Annotated in this window: 21 protein-coding genes; 10 read left to right on the forward strand and 11 right to left on the reverse strand. The window is 43.4% G+C overall.

Translation table 11 applies throughout. From position 1 onward, the window contains the following. Positions 1–201: 201 nt before the first annotated feature. From IPZ60_RS10665 to IPZ60_RS10675, 3 genes are all read left to right on the forward strand, one after another. On the forward strand, positions 202–960 hold the full coding sequence (locus tag IPZ60_RS10665) for a siderophore-interacting protein (RefSeq protein ID WP_194197769.1): 759 nt from the start codon (positions 202–204) through the stop codon (positions 958–960). 533 nt (positions 961–1,493) lie between these two features. Continuing rightward, a complete protein-coding gene (locus IPZ60_RS10670; RefSeq protein ID WP_194197770.1) occupies positions 1,494–3,791 on the forward strand; it encodes a FepA family TonB-dependent siderophore receptor in 2,298 nt (765 codons plus the stop codon). A gap of 225 nt (positions 3,792–4,016) precedes the next feature. Beyond that, positions 4,017–5,309: a PepSY-associated TM helix domain-containing protein gene (locus tag IPZ60_RS10675; protein ID WP_370463030.1), complete on the forward strand. Its 1,293-nt coding sequence runs from the start codon at positions 4,017–4,019 to the stop codon at positions 5,307–5,309. 71 nt (positions 5,310–5,380) lie between these two features. Here IPZ60_RS10675 and IPZ60_RS10680 read toward each other — a convergent pair whose 3' ends face one another. The 5 genes from IPZ60_RS10680 to IPZ60_RS10700 all read right to left on the reverse strand — a co-directional run bounded on the left by IPZ60_RS10680 (position 5,381) and on the right by IPZ60_RS10700 (position 9,852). After that, positions 5,381–5,707 carry a hypothetical protein gene (locus tag IPZ60_RS10680; protein ID WP_194197772.1) on the reverse strand — a complete coding sequence of 109 codons (327 nt, stop codon included), beginning with the start codon at positions 5,705–5,707 and terminating at the stop codon, positions 5,381–5,383. 35 nt (positions 5,708–5,742) lie between these two features. Beyond that, a complete protein-coding gene (locus tag IPZ60_RS10685; protein ID WP_194197773.1) occupies positions 5,743–6,501 on the reverse strand; it encodes an ATP-binding cassette domain-containing protein in 759 nt (252 codons plus the stop codon). A 14-nt stretch (positions 6,502–6,515) separates the two neighbouring features. Then, a complete protein-coding gene (locus IPZ60_RS10690) occupies positions 6,516–7,622 on the reverse strand; it encodes an iron chelate uptake ABC transporter family permease subunit (protein ID WP_227669334.1) in 1,107 nt (368 codons plus the stop codon). 23 nt (positions 7,623–7,645) lie between these two features. Next, on the reverse strand, positions 7,646–8,623 hold the full coding sequence (locus IPZ60_RS10695; RefSeq protein ID WP_227669341.1) for an iron chelate uptake ABC transporter family permease subunit: 978 nt from the start codon (positions 8,621–8,623) through the stop codon (positions 7,646–7,648). 203 nt (positions 8,624–8,826) lie between these two features. Next, positions 8,827–9,852 (reverse strand): siderophore ABC transporter substrate-binding protein, encoded by a 1,026-nt coding sequence (locus IPZ60_RS10700; protein ID WP_194197775.1) that lies wholly within the window; start codon positions 9,850–9,852, stop codon positions 8,827–8,829. 433 nt (positions 9,853–10,285) lie between these two features. On the opposite strand from IPZ60_RS10700, the gene IPZ60_RS10705 reads away from it, so the two are divergent. The 3 genes from IPZ60_RS10705 to IPZ60_RS10715 all read left to right on the forward strand — a co-directional run bounded on the left by IPZ60_RS10705 (position 10,286) and on the right by IPZ60_RS10715 (position 12,497). Beyond that, positions 10,286–11,206 carry a TonB family protein gene (locus tag IPZ60_RS10705; RefSeq protein WP_194197776.1) on the forward strand — a complete coding sequence of 307 codons (921 nt, stop codon included), beginning with the start codon at positions 10,286–10,288 and terminating at the stop codon, positions 11,204–11,206. Positions 11,207–11,289: 83 nt separating this feature from the next. Further along, positions 11,290–11,961 carry a MotA/TolQ/ExbB proton channel family protein gene (locus IPZ60_RS10710; protein ID WP_194197777.1) on the forward strand — a complete coding sequence of 224 codons (672 nt, stop codon included), beginning with the start codon at positions 11,290–11,292 and terminating at the stop codon, positions 11,959–11,961. A 134-nt stretch (positions 11,962–12,095) separates the two neighbouring features. Then, positions 12,096–12,497 carry a biopolymer transporter ExbD gene (locus IPZ60_RS10715; RefSeq protein WP_194197778.1) on the forward strand — a complete coding sequence of 134 codons (402 nt, stop codon included), beginning with the start codon at positions 12,096–12,098 and terminating at the stop codon, positions 12,495–12,497. A 215-nt stretch (positions 12,498–12,712) separates the two neighbouring features. Here IPZ60_RS10715 and IPZ60_RS10720 read toward each other — a convergent pair whose 3' ends face one another. After that, on the reverse strand, positions 12,713–13,246 hold the full coding sequence (locus tag IPZ60_RS10720; protein WP_227669335.1) for a DUF2799 domain-containing protein: 534 nt from the start codon (positions 13,244–13,246) through the stop codon (positions 12,713–12,715). A gap of 256 nt (positions 13,247–13,502) precedes the next feature. Between IPZ60_RS10720 and IPZ60_RS10725 the strand changes: the two genes are divergently transcribed. Then, on the forward strand, positions 13,503–14,096 hold the full coding sequence (locus IPZ60_RS10725) for a hypothetical protein (RefSeq protein ID WP_194197779.1): 594 nt from the start codon (positions 13,503–13,505) through the stop codon (positions 14,094–14,096). A gap of 307 nt (positions 14,097–14,403) precedes the next feature. Next, a complete protein-coding gene (gene topA / locus IPZ60_RS10730; protein WP_194197780.1) occupies positions 14,404–17,073 on the forward strand; it encodes a type I DNA topoisomerase in 2,670 nt (889 codons plus the stop codon). Between the two features lie 158 nt (positions 17,074–17,231). On the opposite strand, the gene IPZ60_RS10735 is transcribed toward topA, so the two are convergent. Both IPZ60_RS10735 and lon read right to left on the reverse strand, forming a co-directional pair. Then, complete coding sequence (locus tag IPZ60_RS10735; protein WP_194197781.1) at positions 17,232–17,789, reverse strand: superoxide dismutase family protein; 558 nt, start codon at positions 17,787–17,789, stop codon at positions 17,232–17,234. A 360-nt stretch (positions 17,790–18,149) separates the two neighbouring features. Further along, a complete protein-coding gene (gene lon, locus IPZ60_RS10740) occupies positions 18,150–20,795 on the reverse strand; it encodes an endopeptidase La (RefSeq protein WP_194197782.1) in 2,646 nt (881 codons plus the stop codon). Between the two features lie 470 nt (positions 20,796–21,265). Between lon and IPZ60_RS10745 the strand changes: the two genes are divergently transcribed. Beyond that, positions 21,266–22,627: a Na+/H+ antiporter family protein gene (locus IPZ60_RS10745; RefSeq protein WP_194197783.1), complete on the forward strand. Its 1,362-nt coding sequence runs from the start codon at positions 21,266–21,268 to the stop codon at positions 22,625–22,627. Between the two features lie 101 nt (positions 22,628–22,728). Continuing rightward, a complete protein-coding gene (locus IPZ60_RS10750; RefSeq protein WP_194197784.1) occupies positions 22,729–23,163 on the forward strand; it encodes a hypothetical protein in 435 nt (144 codons plus the stop codon). 233 nt (positions 23,164–23,396) lie between these two features. Here IPZ60_RS10750 and IPZ60_RS10755 read toward each other — a convergent pair whose 3' ends face one another. The 3 genes from IPZ60_RS10755 to IPZ60_RS10765 are packed head-to-tail and all read right to left on the reverse strand — an operon-like array spanning position 23,397 to position 24,739. Beyond that, positions 23,397–23,846, reverse strand: coding sequence for a hypothetical protein (locus IPZ60_RS10755; RefSeq protein WP_194197785.1), 450 nt, complete (start codon positions 23,844–23,846; stop codon positions 23,397–23,399). A 9-nt stretch (positions 23,847–23,855) separates the two neighbouring features. Then, a complete protein-coding gene (locus tag IPZ60_RS10760; protein WP_194197786.1) occupies positions 23,856–24,089 on the reverse strand; it encodes a hypothetical protein in 234 nt (77 codons plus the stop codon). Continuing rightward, entirely contained in the window at positions 24,089–24,739 is a 651-nt protein-coding gene (locus IPZ60_RS10765; protein WP_194197787.1) for a 5-formyltetrahydrofolate cyclo-ligase, read from the reverse strand. Before IPZ60_RS10765 ends, IPZ60_RS10760 begins: the two co-directional genes overlap by 1 nt. Between the last annotated feature and the right edge of the window lie 151 nt (positions 24,740–24,890).

Consider the following 24,890-nt stretch of genomic DNA (forward strand, 5'->3'; position numbering starts at 1 on the left):
TAGACAACTGGCATTTGATAATTCATGTTTAACACGTCAATTTGACAGCTAATAGAAGCCAGTTACCTTTTTGAGGTGGCTGGCTTTTTAATGTTTATATGAGATTGACTGTTCTATTTTTACCCCTGTTAAAGAACTATTGATTGAGTTGTTATCAGACACTAAACGTTAGAGATAACTTTATAGAAAAAGGATGCAAAAATGGCCAAACCAACGCCTAGAATTTTAGAGGTTAAAAGTATTGTCGATATCACGCCCAACATGCGCCGTATTACGTTAGGCGGAGAGGCATTTGACGGCTTTCCCGCCGATCAGGAAAGCGGTTATATCAAGCTGATGTTTCCACAGGGTGAAGGGCGTAAACCGATTATGCGCACTTACACCATTGTCCAACAGCGTGACAGTGAGATCGATGTCGATTTTGTATTACATGGTCTCAATCATCAAGGTACCGAAGGACTGGCATCGCACTGGGCAAAAACAACTGCCATAGGAGATGAGATTTTGATTGGCGGCCCTGGTGAAAAAAAGCTGATCAATCATCAGGCAGACTGGTTTTTGTTGGTAGGCGATATGACGGCACTGCCAGCTATCACGGTGAATTTAGCACAGCTACCTGATGACGCAGTAGGTTATGCCGTCATAGAAGTGCTAAGCGACGCTGATATTCAGTCTGTTAAAAAACCGCAAAACCTAGAGGTTCATTGGGTTATCAATCCAGCGGCAAGTGATAGCCACTATCCTTTACTAGAGCAAGTCAAAGCACTGACTTGGTTAGAGGGCGAGGCTGCCGTATGGACAGCGTGTGAGTTCAATAGTATGCGAGCACTACGTCAGTACTTCAAACATGATCGAAATGTGGCTAAAACCCATTTGTATATTTCGAGCTATTGGAAACTGGACAATAGCGAAGATGAGCATAAAGTGATTAAGCGTCAAGATGCAGAATCTGATTCATAGCGTTTATAACGGTGTAAGTTATCACTGAAGGTTTTGTAGGTTCTGATAGAACTTGAAGGTACTGATAAAGTTTGGCGTTTCTTAGCTTATACAGACGGCATTATGAGGCGTTTCTATAGGTATATTGAGCACTGATTTCGCATTTAAAACAGCTATTAGGTGGTGTGTGCAAACATTAATGAGAATAAGTATCATTAATGTTTGCATTATCTTTTCTATCTTGCTAAAGTGTGTTCCGCTCATTACAGAATAGTTAAAGATTCTTTGCTGTACCTATTCTAGAGAACTTATCGTGATTCATATTTTAAGCAGTTGGTCTATGCCAGTTGTCGCGTTACCAAACTTTTAACCCTACTCAGTACCTACCTTTACTAATTTGCCTTACATCGATATTTAAGCCACTTGGCCATGCTTTAGTCACACTTTGCATACGCATACTTCATGACATGTTTGTTACGAAGTGGCTAAAAATGTTCGCTGTCGGTGCAATTGAAAGATACTAATGAGCCTAAGTGCTTCAAGGAACGTTATTTATGTTAAACCAATCAGGTCGCTCTGATCATTCATACCTCACTTCTCCAAAGAACGCTCAACGCTTAGTAACGGGCAAAGTTTTGCTCAGTATCGCTGTGGCTTCTATTCTTAGTAGCACGGCTGTTGCAGCAGAAAGCGATGAGATGGTAACGCAAGCAGCGACTGAGCAGGAAGCAGTGCCTACAGCCACACTAGACACGATTGTGGTGCGAGCGGCGAGAGAGGAGTTAGAGCAGGCGGCAGGGTTGTCTATCATTAGCGAAGAGGCCATCGAAAAAGCCTCGCTTTCTAATGATATCTCAGAGATTGTACGTAAAATGCCGGGTGTGAATCTATCGGGTTCATCGACTTCGGGTCAACGTGGTAATCAGCGTCAAATTGATTTGCGTGGCATGGGTCCAAACAACACGCTTATCTTAATCGACGGTCGTCCTGTGACCTCTCGTAACTCTGTACGTCCTAGCCGTGGTAGTGAGCAAGACACGCGCGGTGACTCACAATGGGTGCCACCAAGCGCTATTGAGAGTATCGAAGTACTGCGTGGCCCAGCAGCAGCCCGTTATGGCTCTGGTAGTATGGGCGGTGTGGTAAACATCATTACCAAGCGCCCAACAGAAACGGAGTTTTCTGTCAGTGGACATTACGAAGCACCAGAAAGTGATCTAGAAGGCAGTAGCTGGCGTACCAACGTCAATATGTCTGGCGCATTGACCGACAAGCTGTCCTCGCGTATCACTCTTGGTTACCACGATAGTGAGGCGGACGATCCTTCTATTAATGCAGCAGAAGCGCAAGACGATTCTATTGCAGCAGGCACTGAAGGTGTCGAAAATATCGATGTGCGTCAGCTGTTCGAATATGCAATGGATGCGATGAATACCGTCGGTTTTGAAGTGAACTATAGCCGCCAAGAGAATCGCTGGGCAGGTGATTCATTGTTCCAAACCGTGAACCAAGATTTATTAGATCAGTTAGAAGGTGAAACAACGAGTAAAATGCAGCGCTATGGCGCGGCAATCACGCATCGCGGTGAGTATGATGACGCTAGTAGTAACAGCTTTATCGAGTATAGTCGGACGGTGAATGAAAGTCTGGCTGTAGGCAGTGCTGGTGGTGGCGAAGGTCAAATTCAGATACCTGATGACGGAGAGGCGTTTGAGTGGACAGAAGCCACTTACGACACGCTCAATGCCAAATCAGAGTGGGATATCTATTTTGACCGTCATACTTTAACAGCCGGTGCTGAGTTCCGTGGTGAAAAGCTAGATAACCCTGTGGTATCTGATTTGGCATTTGCAGATGGTTTTGATTTTGGTGATGTAGAGACCGACCCTGAAAAGCGCGACCCAACCTCTGATGCCTACCTCATCGGTGCTTATTTAGAAGACAATTATGAGATTACACCTGACTGGTATATCACTCCAGGTCTACGCTTTGACTACCATAGCGAGGCTGGCAGTAACTGGTCGCCTAGTATCAACAGCACTTGGCACTTTAGTCCTGATTGGTCAGTGAAAGGCGGTGTCAGCCGTGCCTTCAAGGCGCCCTCGTTATATCAATTTGATCCAAATTACATCTACTACACGGGTGGTAATGGCTGTCCATCTTGGGTACCTGCTGACGAAAGAGGATGTCATGTATTGGGTAATCCCGACCTAGAAAATGAAACCTCTTGGAATAAAGAGCTGACCTTTACTTATGATGATGGTACTGGGCTAAATGCTGGCTTGACTTACTATCATAACGCTTATGACAACCGAATCGGCGCTGGTGTCGACCGTGTGGCATTAGATACGGCGACAGGCCGCTCGATCTTCGTATGGGAAAACCAAGGCGAGGCTGTTATCGAAGGTTTAGAAGGGTTTGTAAAAGTGCCTGTTACCGATACGGTGTCATGGTCTTCTAACATAACAGGTATTCTGCGCTCAGAGCGAAAAGACAATGGCGAGCCGCTATCATTGATTCCTAAGTTCACTGTGAACACGGGTGTCGATTGGGACATTACGCCGCGTTGGAATGCTAACGTTGATGTGAGCTACTATGGCACGATTGAGGCCCCCAAGCGTTCAGTGACCACAGATGATGAACTCGATACATTGTTGCTTGACCGTGATCCGTACGCCATTGCTAATGTGAGTACTCGCTATGATCTGACAAAAGCGATTACTGTTGGTGCGGGTGTCAAAAACTTGTTTGATACGGGGGTTTATCGCGAAGGTACTAGTACCAATGCTGGTGCACGTACATTCAATGAGCCGGGTCGTACTTATGTGTTTGACGTTAGCGTTGACTTTTAAGAGGTAGATACAGGGTTTGTTCGATTAAAAAAGGTCTGAGCTATTGGTTCAGACCTTTTGTGCTGTCAGTAACTTTTTTTAATGAGCATCTTTAAGTAATGCTCTTTAAATGAGTTTTTTAAACAAACTTCTTTTAATAACTATCACAATATAACAGCAGATTTATTTATGTCATTCAATCTTCGCCTCAGCTGCCTCTGGATTCACCGTTATACGGGGCTTGCCATGGCAGCATTTTTAATTATCGCCAGTATTACTGGAACGTTGTTAGCATTTCATGACGAACTGGACGATATGTTCAATCATAAACTGGCCCAGGTTGATGTCCAAGACACGCCGCATCTTCCTATTGCGGTGCTGCATGATAGGGTTCTTAGTGCCTATCCAGAACATAATTTTTCTAGTATGCCAACGTCGATAGTGACAGACAGGTCGGCAGTATTTTCGGTAGATAGAGTCCGAGGCAAGGCCGCCCAAAATCAACCGAAAGCATCGTTTCAAGAAGTTTATGTGAACCCCTATGACGGTAATATTATTGGAACTCGTGATAAAGACCAATGGGCATTGCACAATACCATGTGGAAAGTTTTCTGGTTGCACCGCGATTTATTGCTTGGCGATATCGGGAAATGGGTATTAGGTATCGTGTCTGTCGTTTGGACGATTAACTGCTTTATCGGCTTTTACTTAACGTTTCCGAGAGCAGTTAAAAAGAAAAATGCACAGAAAAAACCTTCTTCTAAAAAACGTGCGTCCTTTATTAGGCGTTGGTTGCCAGCGTGGAAAATTCGTACCAAGAGTAATCTGTTTAAACTTAATTATGACTTGCACCATGCCTTTGGATTGTGGCTTTGGGGCATGTTGTTTGTCATCGCTTGGTCGAGCGTTGGTTTTAATTTACAGCAAATCTATCGCCCTGTCATGCAGGCAGTAGTAGGGCTCGAAGGCAGAGGCGAAAAACAAGAAAAATCGAAAAAACCACGTGAAAAAGTTGGGCAGGCTGCTAATGCAGATCGGGGTGCGAGAATTAGCGCTGCAAAGAGTGAGGCTTTGAGTAACGAGGCTAGTAATGTCGATACTGTTGATATCGTCAACAAAGCCAATAGCATTGTTTATCTTAGTGAGCATGCGGATATCGCTGCCAAAAGTAAGGGCATGACAGTACAGCAGCTATTGGGCGTACGCTGGGTAGAGGATGAAGGTCAATGGCAGCTGCGCTTTAAAACGGATAGAGATATCGGTAAAAAAGGCGGCGCTTCGTCCATTACTGTCAATGCAAGGACGGGTAGCATCGAGCGCGTCAACTTTGGCTATCAAAGTTCATCATTCGGTAGCAAAACTGATCAATGGCTATCGACCTTACACATGGGGCATATCAGTCAAGGTATTGGCCATGTACTGTATCAAATATTTTTAGCACTGATAGGTTTGGCCGTGACCGTCTTATCCATTACTGGCATTTATCTGTGGTGGAAAGGGCGTCAACAGCGATTAAAAGCATTGCAAAAGGGCAGGTGATATAGCCAGATTTCTAAGGTAGGCTTTTAATTCAGTAAATAGCTATGTACTGAATTAAAGGCATGCCCTAGCTATAATTTTAATTGCAAAAATATGCTGTAGGCTATCGAGACTGTAAAAATACAGGAAGAAAAAGTCTCACCTAGCATGACCCATTTATGCCAACTATTATTTTCATCGTAGTTCTTTGTGTAATCTACTGAAGAAATGTTTTGAGTAAAATCCATAGGAATAACCACTACTCTTAGAGCATATAAAGTTATTCCTAACCAAAAAAAGGTATCTGATATCTCTTTATTTAAAGCATTAAAAATGAATAAGCAAAAGCTAATTACTAAAATTAATATAGATAGATTTTTATAGTTTATCCATCGATTATTTAATAAAGCTTTATGCATCGACAATTCCTTTTTTCGTTTGCAAAATTCTGTACTTAAACCGCATCAACAATCACTGGACGACCTTGATGGTTTAGCACGGTCACATCGACATTGTATAACTGTTTCATCGTTTCTTGTGTGATCACATCGACTGGCTGACCAACAGCCATCACTTGGCCTTCTTTCATCGTGACCACGGTATCAGCGAATTGTGCGGCTTGATTGATATCATGTAAGACGATGACGACGGTCTTCTGCTGACTGTGGCTCAGATCTCGTAGCTCACGCATCAGGCGACCAGCGTGATACATGTCCAAATTATTCAGCGGCTCATCAAGCAACAAGTACGGCGTATCTTGGCAAACAATCATAGCAATCAGTACGCGCTGGCGTTGACCACCGGACAATGTCGATAAGAAGCGGTCGGCCAATAGCTCCAGCTCAAATCGCTCGATAATCTCTTGTACCTTCTGTTGATCGTAAGTAGTCGGTTGTCCCTGGTGATAGGGATAGCGTCCAAACATAAGTAGCTCATGCACACGCAGTCGCCCTTGCACTTGGTTGTCTTGGCCAAGCATGGCCACTGTCTTGGACAACGTCCGAGCATGACAACTGACAATATCATGCTCACCAAAACACACTTGCCCTGACTGTAGCGGCTGCAAGCGTGCCATAACGGAAAATAGGGTGGACTTACCGGCACCATTAGGACCAATCAAAGCAACGACTTGTTCGCTTGGCAGGGACAGCGTAATGTCATGTAGGATTTGCTGTTTGCCAATATGGTATGAGATATTATTTAGTTTAATCATAGTGCTTCTTGTCTTTATCTACGTTGTGTCGTAAAGATTAATAATAAGAATACCAAGCCGCCCGCCAGTTCAATCACGACCGATAACACACCTGCCATACCCAGTAATTGCTCAAAGATGGTCTGACCGAGTACCAAGCAAATCATAGCGACCAGACTGACCAATATCAGTCGCTCGCTGTGGTACATATGACGGGCGATACGATTGGTCAATGCACATACTAATAAGCCAAAGAAAGTCACAGGACCGACTAGAGCAGTGGCAGTGGCGACCAATATGGCGATAACGGTCAACAGGCCAAATGCGAGACGTTGATAATGGATACCAAGGTTGATGGCTTGTGATTTACCGAGCATCAATACATCGCACTGATAGCGCCAACGCCAGATAAATATGGCACTAATGAGGCAAATAACTAGGCTGATGCCAAGCAGTTGTGGATTGACCGTATTGAACTGCGCATAACTGCTAGATTGTACGATGACAAAATCATCAGGATTAATTAGCCTAGCAATCAAGGTTGATAAGCTACGAAACAGCACGCCAAAAATAACACCGACCAATATTAGCCGCGTCAAATCTTGACTGCTTTTTGAAAATAGTAGCTTAAATAATAATAATGACGCGCCAAACATCAAGACAATTTCAAGTGTAAATTTGGCAAGGGGATCGATACTGGTAAAGCTAATCGCACCCAAAAAGAACACCAGTAGGCTTTGCAGTAAGATATATAGTGAATCAAAGCCCAACAAGGAAGGTGTGAGAATAGGGTTGTGCGTTAAAGTCTGAAACAGTAGTGTCGACACTCCGATAGCATAGCCGACCACCATTAATGCCAGTAGTTTTTTACCGCGTAATGGTAGGGCAAAGTCCCAATGTCCATTAACGTTGAGTGTCAAAAACAATAGCATCGAGATGACCAAGATAGCGGTGGCAATCGACTTTGGATGATTTACAATCCATGCCCAAAGTTGCGCTAGACGACTTTGCCAAGCTGTGGCAGTAGCACTGTTTTCTAAAGTATTGTTTCCTAAAAAACCGCTTTCTATCGAGCTGTCTTTTGTTGTATTGGTTTTAGCCATGGTCGTTTTTTCAGAGCGAGGCGTAGACGGTGAAAACATGCGGGAATCCTGTAGTGTCAAGCTTATCGATCAGCCGGAGCGCGCAATAGTAGCCATAAAAACAGCACCGTACCGACCACGCCAAATATCGTCGCGACGGGCACTTCAAATGGATAGCGGATAGAGCGACCAATGATATCGCAGAGTAGGACAGCGGATGCACCGAGCAATGCGACTGCTGGCAAGCTACGACGTAACTTATCTCCCATCAGTCGGCTGACAATATTGGGCACGACTAAGCCGATAAAAGGAATCATCCCAACAGTGACCACGACGACAGCGCTCATCATTGCGACCATGCCGACACCAAGCCAGGTGACCTGCCGTTTACTAATACCCAAGTTCAGTGCGATATTATCGCCCAATCCTACGATGGTGAGCTTATCAGCGATGATGTAAGCCAATATACACAGACCTCCGGTCAGCCATAGCAACTCATATCGACCTGCTAGCACACCAGAAAAATCACCAAACTGCCAAACGCTGAGCATCTGCAATGACTCAGTTTGATAAGCGATAAAGGTTGTCACTGCTTCGAGAATGCCACCAAAGACAATGCCGATTAGTGGAATCATCAAAAAATCAGTCGGTGGAATCCGATGAATAAGCAGCATAAACAGCATCATGCCAAATACTGCTGCGACGGTCGCCACACCCATTTTGATAATGAGTGCGCTGGCTGGAAATAGTAGACTGACTACCAATAATCCAAGCGCTGCACTCTGAGTGGCACCAACCATTGAAGGTTCAACAAAGCGGTTTTTTAGCACTACTTGGATAATCATCCCTGCAACTGCCATCGAGATACCGGTCAAGATAATCGCAATAGTGCGGGGTAGTCGGCTGACTAAAAATAGCGAGCTATCAGAGTTGGCGCTATGATTGATAAGGCTGCGTAGAAAACCGGACCACGAAAAATCTGCGACACCAATAGATAAGCTCAATAACACCAAAAGCCCCATAATAATGAGGCTTCCCGTGTTGATTAACCATGGTGGCATGGTGGCACGGTAATGTTTAGAATTGAGACTGTTGCCAGTGCTTCTTTTCCAACTCGCTGATGCGGCTGGCGAAGAAGTACTGGTTTTAACGCTGGGCTGTGCACGATGTGAAAATAACGACATAACGGCTACTGGCATACAGATGAGGTATAAAAACGGTCATTAAAAACGGCCATCAACAGTTAATTAAGCAACGACAGCGTTTACTTAGCGTTAGTAAAGGCATTTTTGATGGTCGTCAAATCTTGTATCCACTGATAATAGCCGCCAAATGCAAGGTAAGAATCTGGGCTTAGATAAACCACTTGGTCTTTTTTCCATGCGGTGGTTTGCGCCACTAATGGATTGTCTAATACTGCTTTTGCACCGACACTGTCTTCGCCGATAGCCGCACTACGATCAATCACAAATAACCAGTCTGGATTTGTTTTTTGCAGATACTCAAAAGAGATTGGCTGACCATGACGCCCTTCTTTGATTTGATCATCAGCGATGGGGACGTTTACGACGTTATGAATAAAGCCGTAGCGTGATTCAGCGCCATATGTCGATATTTTATTGCCATTGACCATGACCACTAGGCCAGTGCCGCTGTCTTTGGTGACGGCTTTGGTTTCTTCAATCAAACCATCAATGTCTTGTTGTAATTTAGCGGCTTGTTCGCTTTTGCCAAACAATGCGCCTAAATCGGCCAAGCGGCGTTTGCTTGACTCATAAATATTGGCCGTATCGATAGACATGTCTAGTGTTGGTGCAATGCTAGAGAGCTCGTCATATTTTTCAGCCATACGTGAGCCAACTAAGATAGCTTGCGGCTGCATAGCATTCAATGCCTCAAGATCTGGCTCAAATACCGTACCGACGCCTGCAGGTGCTGGTTGGTTTTTGGCTTGTAAGTTATTTAGAGGTGTTGTGGCTGGTGCGCCATCAATAGCAACATCAAGCGCTGCCAAATCCTGCATCAATGTCATGTCATACACCACGATTGGCGATGGGTTTACCGCTAACTCGACGTCTCCTTTTACGGTATCCACTGTGATAGTACTAGCAGCGCTGTTATCAGCAGTTTGATTTTCAGTCGTGGTATCTGTTGGCTCAGAGTCCGTTGATTCTGGTGAGCTACAGCCTGCCACACTGATACTAGCAACGAGTGCGGTCGTCATAGCAGTCAGTAATGGGCGTTTAAAAAAGGCGCTAGGAGAGCGGTTAGACAATAAAGCGATAGACATAAATAACTCGGTATATTAGCAGTTTGGGTAGATTGTTAAAAAAATGATTACCCATATAAAAATGAAATGAGTTTGTCCAATGTGATGTATATACCAGACAATGCTCGGCGGTATTTATTTAACTGTTATAGTTTTTATGAGGTGGTTGTGCACTTATAACTTAAATTGTTTAATTATCTTATGGTGTAAAATAAGAGATAGGGTTCGATAAGTAATTTTTTATAAGTGCTATAAGCTGTTAGAGAACCGCAATGATAAGGCAATTGAGATTCATTATCAATATAAATGATAATGATTTTTATTAACAAGGTGGATTTGGTTTGTTATAATTGTATTAATAAAAGAGCAATTATCTCAGTTTATTATTGATAATAATTATCGTTTGCATTATTATCTACGCCATTCTATCTCAGTTAATTAATATTAGGGTGTTATGAGTTCAACGAATTTAGACGCGCCATCACCTAAGTTGACGCTTGCGACTATTGCGGTAGTTGTGGGATTGCATGTGCTGACGGCAGTAGCATTAGCGGCGGTCAAAACGCCTGAGATGAAAGTAGAACCAGAAAAAGTGACGCCACCTATTGAAATAGAGCTGATTACGTTTCCACCGCCTCCGCCACCTGTGGAGATTGAAGAAATAAAGGTTGAAGAAAAGCCGAAACCAGTTGAAAAGCTGGATACTAAGCTTAAGGCGAAGCCTGTTACTGCACCTGTTGTAAAAAAGTCAACAAAACCAGTCAAAGATCCAAGTATAAATAAACCAGCAGCAGCATCACCTAGCAATAACAATCCACCAGATGAGCTTCCACCTGAGAGTACAGATAATACGACGGATAATAATGACCAAACAGATTTGGGAGGAGTTGTAGATAATAGTACAACTACTGTTGTCCAAGTAGAGACTAATCTAGGCAAGAAACCTACAATTGACACTAGTACAAACAATAACAAAGGTAGCAATAGTCCAATTAGTACCGGAGCTGGTAAAAAAAATACTGGAGGTAGTAATGAAGGTGTTAACCAAAAAGAAACAACACCACCTGTAGATACAGGTCCAGTAAGTCTCGGTGCTGGTGAAGCCAGCTGGCGAAGCGGACGTGAGCCTAGACTTGGCTTTCTAGCGAAAGAAAGCAGCCTTAGAGATAAAGGAAGTATCTCAGTAACAGCAGCAATAACAGTGGATGAAAAAGGTAATATTACGAACGTATCTATTTCTCCAGGAACCGATATCAGAAGCGTAGATAATAAAATTAAAAGAGCTATAAAGAAAGCTAAATTGAAACCATTTATACGTAATGGGGTAGCGGTGAGAGGTACGGTGTCTTTGCCGGTTCGTTACGATCTACCTTGAATATATTAATTATTTGAATTTAAATTTGTAAAAAACGATGATCGATATCTTAAGCCATAACACAAAAGACGAAGGAGTCTGACATGGACTTTATGCAATACTGGCAATATAGTGACATGGTGACCAAAACCTTGTTCTTTGTACTATTCGCTTTATCCCTTATCTCTTGGGTGACGGGTATCATTCGTGTACTACAAAGCCGTAAGTTGGCGGCGACGGTTGCCGATGATTTAACTCATCAAGTCCAAGCCAAACAGACTGGGTTGTTAGAGCAGGATGCACCCACTCGTCGATTGGTGATAGAGCAAGCATTACTCAAGCATATTGGACGCTATCGCTTTTCTAGTGAACGTGGCCTGCCTATCCTTGGTACGACGGCAGCGATTGCACCGTTTATTGGTTTGTTTGGTACCGTATGGGGCATTTTTCATGCGCTGCACAATATCGGTACGAGCGGACAAGCAGGATTGGGTCAAGTAGCAGGGCCAGTCGGCGAGGCTCTTATCATGACAGGCTTGGGTATTGCAGTGGCTATTCCAGCCGTGGTTTTTTATAACCTCGCTGTACGTATCAATCGCCGTGTAATGTATCAGGCAAATGACAGAGCGCATGACTTACTGGCTGATTCTGCGAATATAAAAGCAGTAGCAAACACGCAGCCTACCGAGCAAGTAACTTCAGTGAAAAGCTCAGCTGACACCCAACAAAGCAATACTAATAAACAGTATCGTAATGTGTCTACTTCGCAGTTATAGACAGCATCGTGAGATAGCGATGGTTATCTTTAACGGGTAACAGCGATTTCTATCGTTGTATAAGTAACGATGAAACAAACAGTGAAGACAAGTACTGACTAAGCACACATAGCAAGCATATATTGAGAGTAATTATGGCATTTCAGTTAGGTGATGATGACGTCCAAGGCATGAATGAGATGAACCTCATTCCGCTTATCGATGTCATGCTAGTTTTGATGATTATCTTTTTGTTGACTGCGACCGTTCTTAATCCGACTGTTCCGCTTAACCTACCGGAGACGAGTGCACAAGTCAATGAGCCGCCACCAGGAGCCATTCAGATCAGTATCGATCAGGATGCGGGCGTGTTTTGGGACAGTGATCCGATCACGATAGAGGAGCTGGATAAGCGTCTACAGCAGGAAAGCGCGCAAGGCAAAAACCCTTCTATTCAACTGCGTGCAGATAAAGAAAGCAAGTATGACACTGTCGCGCAAGTACTGGCATCTGCTAGCGAAGCAGGGCTGACCAAGATAGCTTTTGTCAATGAGTAAGGTGGGTATATAAAAGGTGGGGTGAGATTGTCATATGACGATTGCTGGATAGCCAACCATTAGATAGGTAGAAAGATAGGTAGCTAGTATAATAATAAAATAAAAATAATAAACTTTTCTCCAACCTCACTGAGTACTTAAACCTCAAATTAAGTACTCAGTGAGGTTTTCTTTTTTACTAGCGATGCTTTATTTTTATCGATAATGCCTTATTTTTACCAGCGATGGCCCAGTGGGCGATATCTGCGATCAAAGGGACCATATCCGAAAGGATAAGGTGAGCGTAAATAGTCCAAATCTTGCTGGCGGATATAGTAGTAGCGCCCTTGTGAGTAGGCTTCTTCTAGCTTATCGATACCTTCTAGTGGACAGACCGCTTGCCACTCATAACCTTCGCGGCCGAGTTTGTAAGCCGTGAGCTCGGTGCAGTAATTTTTGAGCCCTTGCTGACGTCCCTGTTCCCACAGTATCCGATTGGGCGTGGCACCGCCTATACTTGCACAGCTACCTGCATAGTGGCCGAAATAAGCGCCTGAGCGGCCACGGCTACCATCGGTATAGCCGACTTCTTGCCAGTTGCTGGCTTGGCATTGCTGCAGTGTGAGGCTTTGAGTGGTTGCACAACCTGACAAGGTCAGTAATGCCGCGCTGATCAGTGATATGGAGATACCGGGTTTGCTCATGACTTTATTGACCAAATTGTTAGAAATATCGGTAGTCGATGAGTTTCGCTTAATAAGATAATTCATAATAAACCTGCGCGCGTTTAAAATTATGGTTTATCATAGCACTTTTTACGGCTGACTACTTTTTCTATCTTATTATCAGGCTAGCTTTTAGTGCCGCTAAGTATTTGATATATCAATATATATAGCGATTGTATGGTGGTCTAAATGAGTCGTTGTTGAATGGCTGCCAGTTCATGGCGCTTGATTTTTCGTGGTTCGTGCTCATTATAAGCATCTATATAGTATTACTTTAATTTAGTCAAAAGGTCAGACCATCATGGGCATATTTATTGGCGTTATCATTGTACTATTTGTATTAGGGAGTATGATGGCGCTCAAACCGAATGGTATCGATCAGCGCTTGGACAAACTGCGCATGACGGCGCGACGGTTACAGCTCAATCCAAAGCTGGTGGCTTGTCCTGATTGGATTAAAGGTAAAGATAACGAGTATGGCCGTGGCATGATGGGTCAATATTGCTTAGTGCTAGACGACACGCAATTACCGCATACGCGTTATCAAGTGATTGATGGTCAGTGGCGTCCAGATAGTAGTTTTGTCGATACGACAAGAGATACGACCAAACTCAGTATCCCAAGTGCCATTCGTTCCAATTATGGTCATGCGGATACCACGGTCAAAAAAACCAATTTTAGCTTGGATAAAGTACCGCTCGATTTACCAGTCAGTATTGAGCCGTTTATAAAAGGCTTATGGACCAAAGCCAATAGCATTATTATTTATTGGGAAGATATCGCTTATGTGCGTCCATTGAGTAACCCTGCTTATCATCACTCACTGATAGAAAAAGACCTGTTAGCGTTGAAAGAAAATTTGGAAAAATGGGCAATAGAAGTACAGAAAACCTAAGCAAGGTAGTAAATAATTTTTTAATCTCCATTAATAACCAATATGCAAGCACTTTTGATAGACTCCCAGTCATTTTCAGTTGACAGTTTAGCGCTTAGCAGTGTAACGTCTTTATAACTATATCTTTATATTATGGTTATTGTTTGTTTTATAACTGTTTTTATGAGCAACTATCAGCGCCATGGTCGAATGTTTAATGCGCCTCAATACAATAATTCGCTGAGCTATTATAACCAATTATTATAAATTGCCATGTCGTTGAATTTATTCTTACTTTTAATTTACTTATATTATGGTGTCGTAAAATATGGCAAAAACCGCAGCCAAAAAAAGTACAGCAACTACTGCTGACAGCCCAAAGGGTAAGTCTTTGGTGATCGTAGAATCACCAGCCAAGGCAAAAACCATTAATAAATACCTTGGTGATGACTTTATTGTACGCTCAAGTATTGGTCACGTTCGTGATTTGCCAGTTGGTGCGAGCAAGAGCGCCAAAAAAGCAGCAACGACCAAAAAAGATGAGAGCCTAAGCAAAGAAGAAAAAACTCAGCAAGCCTTAGTAAGGCGCATGGGTGTAGACCCAGAGCACGATTGGGCAGCAGTCTATGAAGTACTGCCAAACAAAACCAAAGTCATAAAAGAGCTAAAAGCGCTAGCCAAAGATGCTGACAAAATCTATCTCGCAACGGATATGGATAGAGAAGGGGAAGCAATCGCTTGGCATCTAAAAGAAGTCATTGGCGGTGCTGATAGCAAGTATGAGCGTGTGGTCTTCAATGAGATTACCAAATCTGCTATCCAAAATGCCTTCAAACAGCCATCCAAACTCGATATTGACCGAGTCAATGCCCAACAAGCACGTCGCTTTTTGGATCGTGTCGTTGGTTTTATGGTATCACCACTATTGTGGCAAAAGATTGCGCGAGGTCTGTCAGCAGGTCGTGTACAGTCAGTCGCCATGCGTTTGGTGGTTGAGCGTGAGCATGAGATTCGCGCCTTTATTCCAGAAGAATACTGGCAGATTCATGCAGACACCCATATTGCTAATAGCAATGCCCAAAAAACTTCAGACGCTGAGCAAATTGGTATACGCCTAGAAGCGACCAAGCAAGGTGGCAAAACGCTTAAGCTGGTGAATAAAGAGCAGACTGATAAAGTACTAGCCATCCTTAATGCAAATGACTTTATCGTCAAAGAACGTGAAGAAAAACCAACACAGTCACGGCCTAGTGCACCATTTATCACCTCAACATTGCAACAAGCGGCCAGTACTCGCTTAGGATTCTCGGTTAAGAAAACCATGATTTTGGCGCAGCGTTTATATGAAGCTGGTCATATCACCTATATGCGTACCGATTCGACATTCTTGTCTGGTGATGCCCTGACGGCGGTACGTGGTTATATCGAAGATAGCTATGGCACAAAATATGTGCCAGAAAAGCCAAACTTTTATGGTAATAAACAAGGCGCACAAGAAGCGCATGAGGCCGTTCGTCCTTCCAACGTCAATATGAAGTCAACCCAGCTTAAAGGGGTTGAGCGTGATGCGATACGGCTATATGAGCTGATTTGGCGTCAGTTTGTGGCGTGTCAGATGCTACCAGCAAAATACCTGTCAGTGAATTTGTTTGTTGGCGCTGATGATGTCGAGCTAAAGGCCCGTGGTCGTACCATGGTGTTTGATGGTTTTACGCGAGTTATGCCACCAGCCAAGACTGACGACACGCTATTACCTGATGTTAAAAAAGGCGATAAGCTAACGCTAGATAAGCTAGATCCGAGTCAGCACTTTACCAAGCCTGCACCTCGCTTCACCGAAGCCAGTCTCGTCAAAGAGCTTGAGAAAAAAGGTATCGGTCGTCCATCGACGTATGCTTCTATCATCTCGACCATTCAAGATCGCGGTTATGTGAAGCTTGAGAATAAGCGTTTATTTGCCGAAAAAATGGGCGATATCGTTACTGACAGATTGACAGCAAGTTTTCCAGATTTAATGGATTATACGTTCACTGCCGCATTAGAAGACAAGCTGGATCACGTGGCAGAGGGCGAGCAAGACTGGAAAGACGTACTTGATAATTTCTACGGCGAGTTCAAAACGACTCTAGATCGTGCTAAAGAAAAAGATGGCATGCGTCCAAATGATCCGACCGACGTGCCAGACGTCCATTGCGATCTTTGTGACCGTCCGATGCAGCTGCGTACGGGATCGACAGGTGTGTTCTTAGGTTGTACTGGTTATAACTTACCACCGAAAGAGCGCTGCAAAGGCACTAAAAATTTAATGCCAGTCGAAGCTTTTGCCAATCTCGATGATGCCGAAGGTGAAGAAGACGAAGCGGCCGAAGTCAAAGATTTGATGGAGAAAAAACGCTGTCCAAAATGTGGTACAGCGATGAACGGCTATATCGTGGATGGTGGTCTGAAGCTACACATCTGCGGTAACAACCCTGATTGCGACGGCTATATCCTAGAAGAAGGTAAGTTCGAAGTGCCAGGCTCAGATGCTCCTACCATCGACTGTAATAAGTGTGATGGGCAAATGGAGCTAAAAACTGGACGTTTCGGTCCTTACTTCGCTTGTCAAAAATGTGACAACACTCGCAAAGTACTAAAAACAGGCGAAGCAGCACCACCGCGCATGGATCCTATTCACTTGCCAGAGCTAAAATCGGTCAAGCATGAAGACTATTTCATCTTGCGTGAAGGCGCAGCTGGAATGTTCTTGGCAGCATCTAAGTTCCCGAAAGTAAGAGAGACACGTGCACCTAAGCTCGCTGAGCTAAGAAAAATCAAAGATAAAATGGAAGATAAGTTTCAATATCTCTTTGAAGGTCCAGACGAAGATCCTGAGGGTAATGCAACGATTTTGCGTTGGTCACGTAAGAAAAAAGAGCAGTATATCGGCTCTGAGAAAAATGGCAAAGCCACGCGTTGGGGTGTGTACTGGCGTAAAGGTGAGTGGGTAGAAGAGTAGTAGCCAATATTAAATCAACTATCGTGCTATTACAACGTCAGATTTATTTCATGTAATAGCACTATATTTGCTTCAATATCTATCATCAATAAAAAGCCCCTCTTGGATTATCCAAGAGGGGCTTTCTTATGCTGCTAATAAATCTTTATCAAATGTTATTACATCGTTTCTATGATACCGCAAGCGACGCGATCACCGGCATTACCCGCTGGCTGACTGGTATAGTCATCCGTACCACCATGTACGATAAATGCTAAACGGTTCACGCTATATTTACCTGCTTCAGCCGCAGATATTTTCTTGTTTACAAAGTTGATAGTCGCTACGCCATTGTCATTGGCCGTTAGATTAGGTAGGTCACCAGCATGACCATTCATGTCGTCTGGGTTAGAGTGTGGTTTATTATCTGGATTGAAGTGACCACCTGCCGCTTTACCCATATCGGCACAGTTACCTGTTTCATGGATATGCAATGATACAGTCTGACCTGGCTGTAGGTTCATTAGCTTACCGTATACTTGTACGCCCTCATCAACTGGACGTAAGAATACTTGGCCAACTTCTTTTTTATCACCACTTACAGTATGTATGGTTGATTTTAAGGTAGGTTGGCTCAAAGGATTGCCTGTTTGCATTTGACCTTCTACGGTTTGGCAACCAGTCATCGCTAAAGCTGAACCACATAATAGAGCACTTGCAAGCATTGTCTTATTCATTATTTTCTCCAATTGTTTTAGTCATTATTTTTAGTCGTCATTAAATTTCGAATATATATGATTATTGTTCTATTAAGACTTGTATCAATATCCGTTAACATCGGAGTTAGTATAGCCAAGCTAACCCTATAGTTATTCATCAAATGCGCAACAATCGGTTAATAAATGTAAGTATCGTATGGGTTTGAAAAACAGACTTAACTAAAAGCCTTGTGGGAGTAAACTAATCTGGGTGTGTGAGAAATGCATATTGAATAGTGTATGAACGTTCAAACATGAGCAGTTAACATGCATAAAAAAGCCGCCCATCATATGATGAGCGGCTTTTTATTTCTCAAGAACTGGCTAATGGCTAGTCAATTAGCTGTGCAATGCTTTACCTTTAGTTTTATCAACTGTCACCTTAGTAGGCTTGATTGGAATTGGCATACTGACCAACGCAACTTTCAATATCTCTTCAATCGTGGCGACTGGTTGAATGGTTAAGCCTTCTTTCACGTTATCAGGGATATCGGCCAAATCACGCTCATTGGTCGCTGGAATCAAGACATGCTTGATACCACCGCGATGCGCTGCGAGTAGCTTCTCTTTAAGACCACCAATGCGTAGGATCTTTCCTCGTAAAGTGATTTCACCTGTCATCGCAATATCTGGGCGAATGGCAATACCCGTCAACGCAGAGACTAGCGCTGTCGTCAGTGCACCACCAGCTGATGGGCCGTCTTTTGGCGTAGCGCCTTCAGGCATATGCACATGGACGTCAGTGGTTTTAAACGTCTCATAGTCGATTCCTAAGCTTTCACCGCGAGCACGAACCACGCTCATAGCTGCGCGAATTGACTCTTTCATGACATCACCGAGCGAACCTGTAAAGCTAAGCTCGCCTTTACCTTTCATGGCGACTGCTTCGATAGTGAGTAGCTCACCACCGACTTGCGTCCACGCCAGACCAGTAATACGACCAATCTCAGGCTCTTCTTCAGCCAGACCATAGTCATATTGATGGACACCGAGATAGTCATCGATGTTCTTGTCATCGACTGTCACTAGCTCACGTTCTGCTTTTTTCGGAGCACGTGCGCCATGTGTTTCGACTGAACCACGAACGACTTTACGGCAGATTTTATTCACTTCACGTTCAAGGTTACGGACACCAGCTTCACGGGTATAGCTACGAACGATGCTGTGCAATGCTGCTTCAACAATCTCAATTTCACCTTCTTTGAGACCATTTTGCTTAATCGCTTTTGGCACTAGGTATTTCTGTGCGATATTGACCTTTTCTTCTTCGGTATAACCCGGTAAGCGGATAACTTCCATCCGATCAAGCAGCGCCGCTGGAATATCCATGCTGTTAGCCGTACAGATAAACATCACTTGCGATAAGTCTAGGTCCATATCTAAATAATGGTCGTTAAACGTATCGTTCTGTGAGGGATCTAACACTTCAAGCAATGCTGATGCTGGATCACCGCGGAAATCTTGCGCCATCTTATCGATTTCATCCAATAAGAATAGCGGGTTTTTGACTTCGACTTTAGCCAGTGATTGGACGATTTTACCCGGCATCGCACCGATGTAGGTACGGCGATGACCACGAATTTCCGCTTCATCACGCACGCCGCCAAGCGCCATACGCACGAATTTACGACCAGTGGCACGTGCAATCGACTCACCCAATGAGGTTTTACCAACACCAGGAGGACCGACGAGACATAGAATCGGGCCACGAAGTTTTTTCACACGTGATTGCACGGCGAGGTATTCTAAGATGCGATCTTTTACATCTTGTAATCCGTAATGGTCTTCGTCTAATACTGTTTTAGCTTTGTCTAAATTGATAGAAACCTTGGTCGTCGCATTCCACGGCGTGTCCAAAATCCATTCAATATAGTTGCGTACGACTGACGATTCACTCGATGCAGGTGGCATCATCTTAAGTTTCTTAAACTCTTGCTCTGCTTTTTTGCGGACATCTTCTGGCAAGTCAGCATCTTCTAAGCGCTGCTCAAGCTCGGCGACATCATCATCACCATCGAACGCACCGTCATTCATATCTGACAGCTCGTTTTTGATGGCTTTCATTTTTTCGTTTAAGAAGTACTCGCGCTGATTCTCTTCCATTTGCTGACGGACAGCTTCTTGGATATCTTGTTCGATATTTTGCTCAGCACTTTGTTTGACCAAGTATTCAGTCAAGGTATTGATATGCGTTTTGATATCGTCTTTTTCTAAGAACGATTGCTTGATATCAAGATCCATCGACACACGAGTTGAGATAAAGTACACCAACTCAAGTAGGTCATCGATGCGTTTCGCCACACGAGTTAGCTCACGGGCGTTACGTAGACGTGCATCAGCATAGCTTTCAAACAGTGTAGTCAGCGCTTGAATGGTGTTCTTTTGCTGACTCTCATCCATACTGACATCGAGGTCAGCACGCTCAAATCTCGCCATCAATAGCGTGTCGTGGTCTTCTATATTGTCAACGCGTGCACGATACTGACCTTCGATTAATACCTTGATGCAGTTTTCATCGCTATCGTGTGGCATGGTGCTGACGATGCGGCACACCGTACCGTATTGATACAAGTTGTCTTGATCAATATCTTCGGTCAGCGAGTCTTTTTGTGCCACCACCAGTACTTTATTACCGTACTCAGCCTGTGCCAGCTCAACGGCTTTGACCGATGGCGCACGGCCTACGAACAAGGCAATTTGCATATGTGGATAGACGACCACATCTCTCAATGCCAATAACGGTAAGTAGGTGTCGTCTTCAACGCTGTCTTTAGCATCGTCGTCTTCACTAGTACTGTCTTCGCTATCGTTGTCTTTGGCAGTATCTTCGTCTTTTGTAATATCTTCGATACTGTCAGACGCGGTATCTAATTCGCTTTCTGACGCATGACTAGACAAGGTGTCTGACTGGTTATCATCAGCAACAGTAGATGAAACGTCGACATCTATGTCGATATTGTCTTGGGCTATTTTATGTTCACTCATATATTTTTCCTCGTTCACCAGACTTGTAAAGTCAAGTTCGTGGTTCATGTTTAGATAAATGGTGCTCGCAGATAAAATTGCAAGGCTTGTACTCATACTCACCTGCTTAACTTTGCAAAATATTTATATCTAACTGAATACAGAGCGTCATACGGTTATAAATTTTATGCGTCACTGATGAGAATTAGTATATCGGAAATAGCCATAAAAAAAATGGCATAAAGCAGTTATAACGACTGTTTATAGACTACTTATAAATAGCAGCTATCAAATATCTATTGGGTTCTACACATAGGTTTTATAGGCAAAATAAGGTAAACTGTCGCGCGTCTTAAACGGTGTGTTTTAGAGTAGAACGCTTTAGAGATACATTCGAGAAAAAGCATTTTTGAGACGATGGCGATATCCATACATTATGAGATATCAATAAGTTTAAATTGAACCAAAGCAAATAGAATACGAGGCAACACATGGCAATCAATGCGGTACTGCTGGCAGTCATCATCATGTTGGGGTTGTCACTTGCGCGAGTGCACGTGGTGCTCAGTTTATTAATTGGTGCGCTGGCTGGTGGACTAATAGCCGGTCTCGGTATCACTGAGACTTTAGAGGCGTTTCAAGAAGGTATCCGCAATGGTGCAGAGATTGCACTGTCATATGCGTTACTAGGGGCGTTTGCGGTCGCCATTGCTCATTCGGGATTGCCGCAATCACTGGCAGGATCCGTCATCAAGCGCATTGATGCAGGCGGCACCAGTGGCATGATTAAGTACATGCTGTTTGCAGGCCTCATTACCATGAGCTGCTTTAGCCAAAACTTAATCCCTATTCATATCGCCTTTATTCCTTTATTGGTACCGCCACTGTTACTAGCATTCAATCGCATGCACATTGACAGACGTTTGATTGCTTGTTTGATTACCTTCGGTCTGGTCACGACCTATATGTTCATCCCATATGGTTTTGGTGATATCTACCTCAATCAAATCATGCTCAAAAACGTTGGTGAGGCGGGCATTGATATTAGTGATATCTCTGTCACTAAAGCGATGGCGATACCAGCTCTAGGCATGTTTATTGGTTTGCTGATTGCTGTCTTTATCAGTTATCGCAAGCCTCGCGCGTATCAACAAGTTGCCATAGATAAAGAGGCACATGATGCGGTCGTAGAGGGTGATGCCTTGAGCAAGACGGCAGCCTATGCACAGTCACAAAGCAAGCTAAAAACGTTGGTTGCACTGGCAGCGATTGTGACTGCTTTTGTCGTACAGCTTTATACCGATTCGCTATTACTAGGTTCGATGTTTGGTTTCGGTGTCTTTATGGCCACTGGTGTGGTCAAGTGGCGTGAAGCCGATTCGGTCTTTAATGATGGTATCAAATTGATGGCGATGATTGGCTTTATTATGATTACGGCACAAGGGTTTGCGGAAGTCATGAAAGTAACTGAGCAAATTCAGCCGCTGGTCGATGGTGCGGCGTCATTGTTTGCAGGTAATAAAGCGATCGCTGCGTTCATTATGCTATTGGTTGGCCTGATTGTGACCATGGGTATTGGCTCGTCGTTCTCGACGATTCCGATTCTGGCCGCGATTTACGTACCACTATGTATCTCGTTAGGATTCTCTCCATTGGCGACTGTGGCGATTATCGGTACGGCTGGCGCGCTTGGGGATGCGGGTTCGCCTGCGTCAGATTCGACATTGGGGCCAACCTCTGGTCTAAACATCGATGGACAGCATGACCATATCAAAGACAGTGTGGTGCCGACCTTTATTCACTATAATATTCCATTATTGATATTTGGTTGGATAGCGGCAATGGTGCTGTAGGTTGCTTTAGCTAAAACATAGTTCTATAAAAAGCCATCGTATAGATGGCTTTTTTGTTTTAAGGTGGGGATAGTAAATAGCGCATCAAAAAGGATGAAATAATGAAAGTTAAAGAGCACATGAGTGCAACTCAGCTTAAAAAAATATTAAACGAAAGAAAATATTTAAATCCCAAGAAATTAGAGACACTTCTAAGGATTCTTGAAGAGAAAGCACAAGATGTTACTCCACCTGAAATATTTGAAGAGGCCTACTATATCTTTAATACAGAAGAGGCTATTTTCTATGGAATACAAGGGCCGATATCTTCCTTAAGTTACGTATTTTTGAATAAAAATTTTGTTGTAAATGTAGACATAAGAGGTAATCGTTCCTACTCCGTAACATTAAGTTTTCATGACAACATTAACAAACCAACCGATGAAGATAAAAAGGAAGTCGTTAACCAGTTATTTGACATTGTCGAAAATGCAGACATTTTTTTACTTGAATGTATGACTAGAGACAACACAATCATTGAATTTGTAGGGGTATAACATGAATATTGACAATGTAGGTATCTCAGACTGAGTGTAATTAAAATCTAGCGAACCAAAAAAAATTGATGATAGTTATTGGTGCACTGGGCGCACCCTACTCAAATCAGAGACCATCTTCATCGAAATCTTTAATCTCACCACTCAAACTACTCAAAAACTCATCGCTTTGTGTCAGCAGTTGTAGGGTAACTTGTATTTTTAATTAGGTATGAAATTTCCTATATTCATTGTTACGTTCTACGGAATACACAACGTAAGAAGAATGAGCAAGCCTGACAAAAGCAAATAACTAAAAACAGTAAAAATGATAAGAAAGTCCAAAAAATCATACAGCCTAGTGACGGTGGTGCATGCATTGCCACCATACCGAAGCAAAGCAAAAATAACGTGGTAATAATCAGCATGGTAAAAAACTTCCACCGGCTACGCATGTATACATCGATAGTAACGAGAAAGCTTAAATGAAAAAGCATCGCCACCACCAATATGACGATGAGCTCTATATCATATGAATGCGGCTCAGGAGCATCAAGCATCTGTAGCTCATGAGGGTTTGGCTCAAAGCCTGAAGTAATAATAAGACCGACAAACAAAGCCCATAAAATAGCGAAAAATATTCGTAGTTTCTGAGCTTTAAAGTAGCTAGCGACTGTCCTCATAGAAATTTTTTTTGTGCTCATGTGTCATACCTAATCATCAAAATCTCTCAACTCACCGCTTAAACTACTCAAAAACTCATCACTTTGCGCCAGCAGTTTATTTAGACGCTCTTCATTGACTAGCCGTGTCATCTCCTCAGAGCTAAAAGGCTGCTCTTGACTGTAGTAATGCAGCTCTCTAGCGTCCTCATTGCCTAATGTTTGCAAATACTCATCCACATGTTCAGCGCTAGAGTCTTTTTCAAACTGTTTATCGTCTTTCATTAAAACCACCTTATGCCGCTTGGCGTAATTAAGCCATCTAATGGCACATCCCACGGTTGGCGCTCTAATTGCTCAACCACTTGAAAGTCATAACACCAGCCTATTTTTAATGGTTTTTTCGCACCTGAGCGATAGCTGTTACCAAGCGTCGTATCATAGAACCCACCACCCATGCCCATACGATTGCCGTTTAGGTCGACTGCCACCAGTGGGCAAATAATGACATCCAATTCTCGCGCCCAAAGTAGACGACGATGATGGTTTTGCTTCATGCCTAATCGATGTATACGTGTCGGTATGTTGAGTAGCTTTGAGTGATAAACAGGTACAAAGCGTAGATGTTTATCATCGCTGCCATTGCTAGCACGACCAAGTGAGCCGACGACTGGTAAATAAGGTAAATAGCCTAAGCGTTGACACCAGTCTAATATTGGCTGAGTGGGTAGCTCACCAAAGCCATCGTAATATAAGCCAATACGCGCATGTGCTGGTAATCGCTGCTGTAACTTCGTCAAATGTACACTCGCTGCTTGTCCCATATTCCTACGCGCGCCATCACTTAACTGGCGGCGCTGGCGAGTAAAGTGCCGTCTGGGCGGATTGCTAACTGCCGATTCCTCTGACGCTACGTTTTTTGGTTCAGGATGCATATTTATACTATCCAATAATGTATTAAGTTGATGGTTACTGGTGCTTTTAGACGTCAGCAATGGCTATTTGTGAATATTCAACACGCCCTAGTCATGCTATCATAACGCCACTTTACATCGTATTCTCCTTTATGTGCAGCAGCTGTTGCAC

The organism is Psychrobacter sp. NG25 (assembly GCF_015234355.1).
GTDB lineage: Bacteria > Pseudomonadota > Gammaproteobacteria > Pseudomonadales > Moraxellaceae > Psychrobacter.

What these genes read in the sequence shown, in the direction of transcription:
- IPZ60_RS10665 (WP_194197769.1), top strand. Translation starts at nt 202, where the DNA reads ATGGCCAAACCAACGCCTAGAATTTTAGAGGTTAAAAGTATTGTCGAT.
- IPZ60_RS10670 (WP_194197770.1), top strand. Translation starts at nt 1,494, where the DNA reads ATGTTAAACCAATCAGGTCGCTCTGATCATTCATACCTCACTTCTCCA.
- IPZ60_RS10675 (WP_370463030.1), top strand. Translation starts at nt 4,017, where the DNA reads ATGGCAGCATTTTTAATTATCGCCAGTATTACTGGAACGTTGTTAGCA.
- IPZ60_RS10680 (WP_194197772.1), bottom strand. Translation starts at nt 5,707, where the DNA reads ATGCATAAAGCTTTATTAAATAATCGATGGATAAACTATAAAAATCTA.
- IPZ60_RS10685 (WP_194197773.1), bottom strand. Translation starts at nt 6,501, where the DNA reads ATGATTAAACTAAATAATATCTCATACCATATTGGCAAACAGCAAATC.
- IPZ60_RS10690 (WP_227669334.1), bottom strand. Translation starts at nt 7,622, where the DNA reads ATGTTTTCACCGTCTACGCCTCGCTCTGAAAAAACGACCATGGCTAAA.
- IPZ60_RS10695 (WP_227669341.1), bottom strand. Translation starts at nt 8,623, where the DNA reads ATGCCACCATGGTTAATCAACACGGGAAGCCTCATTATTATGGGGCTT.
- IPZ60_RS10700 (WP_194197775.1), bottom strand. Translation starts at nt 9,852, where the DNA reads ATGTCTATCGCTTTATTGTCTAACCGCTCTCCTAGCGCCTTTTTTAAA.
- IPZ60_RS10705 (WP_194197776.1), top strand. Translation starts at nt 10,286, where the DNA reads ATGAGTTCAACGAATTTAGACGCGCCATCACCTAAGTTGACGCTTGCG.
- IPZ60_RS10710 (WP_194197777.1), top strand. Translation starts at nt 11,290, where the DNA reads ATGGACTTTATGCAATACTGGCAATATAGTGACATGGTGACCAAAACC.
- IPZ60_RS10715 (WP_194197778.1), top strand. Translation starts at nt 12,096, where the DNA reads ATGGCATTTCAGTTAGGTGATGATGACGTCCAAGGCATGAATGAGATG.
- IPZ60_RS10720 (WP_227669335.1), bottom strand. Translation starts at nt 13,246, where the DNA reads ATGAATTATCTTATTAAGCGAAACTCATCGACTACCGATATTTCTAAC.
- IPZ60_RS10725 (WP_194197779.1), top strand. Translation starts at nt 13,503, where the DNA reads ATGGGCATATTTATTGGCGTTATCATTGTACTATTTGTATTAGGGAGT.
- topA (WP_194197780.1), top strand. Translation starts at nt 14,404, where the DNA reads ATGGCAAAAACCGCAGCCAAAAAAAGTACAGCAACTACTGCTGACAGC.
- IPZ60_RS10735 (WP_194197781.1), bottom strand. Translation starts at nt 17,789, where the DNA reads ATGAATAAGACAATGCTTGCAAGTGCTCTATTATGTGGTTCAGCTTTA.
- lon (WP_194197782.1), bottom strand. Translation starts at nt 20,795, where the DNA reads ATGAGTGAACATAAAATAGCCCAAGACAATATCGACATAGATGTCGAC.
- IPZ60_RS10745 (WP_194197783.1), top strand. Translation starts at nt 21,266, where the DNA reads ATGGCAATCAATGCGGTACTGCTGGCAGTCATCATCATGTTGGGGTTG.
- IPZ60_RS10750 (WP_194197784.1), top strand. Translation starts at nt 22,729, where the DNA reads ATGAAAGTTAAAGAGCACATGAGTGCAACTCAGCTTAAAAAAATATTA.
- IPZ60_RS10755 (WP_194197785.1), bottom strand. Translation starts at nt 23,846, where the DNA reads ATGAGCACAAAAAAAATTTCTATGAGGACAGTCGCTAGCTACTTTAAA.
- IPZ60_RS10760 (WP_194197786.1), bottom strand. Translation starts at nt 24,089, where the DNA reads ATGAAAGACGATAAACAGTTTGAAAAAGACTCTAGCGCTGAACATGTG.
- IPZ60_RS10765 (WP_194197787.1), bottom strand. Translation starts at nt 24,739, where the DNA reads ATGCATCCTGAACCAAAAAACGTAGCGTCAGAGGAATCGGCAGTTAGC.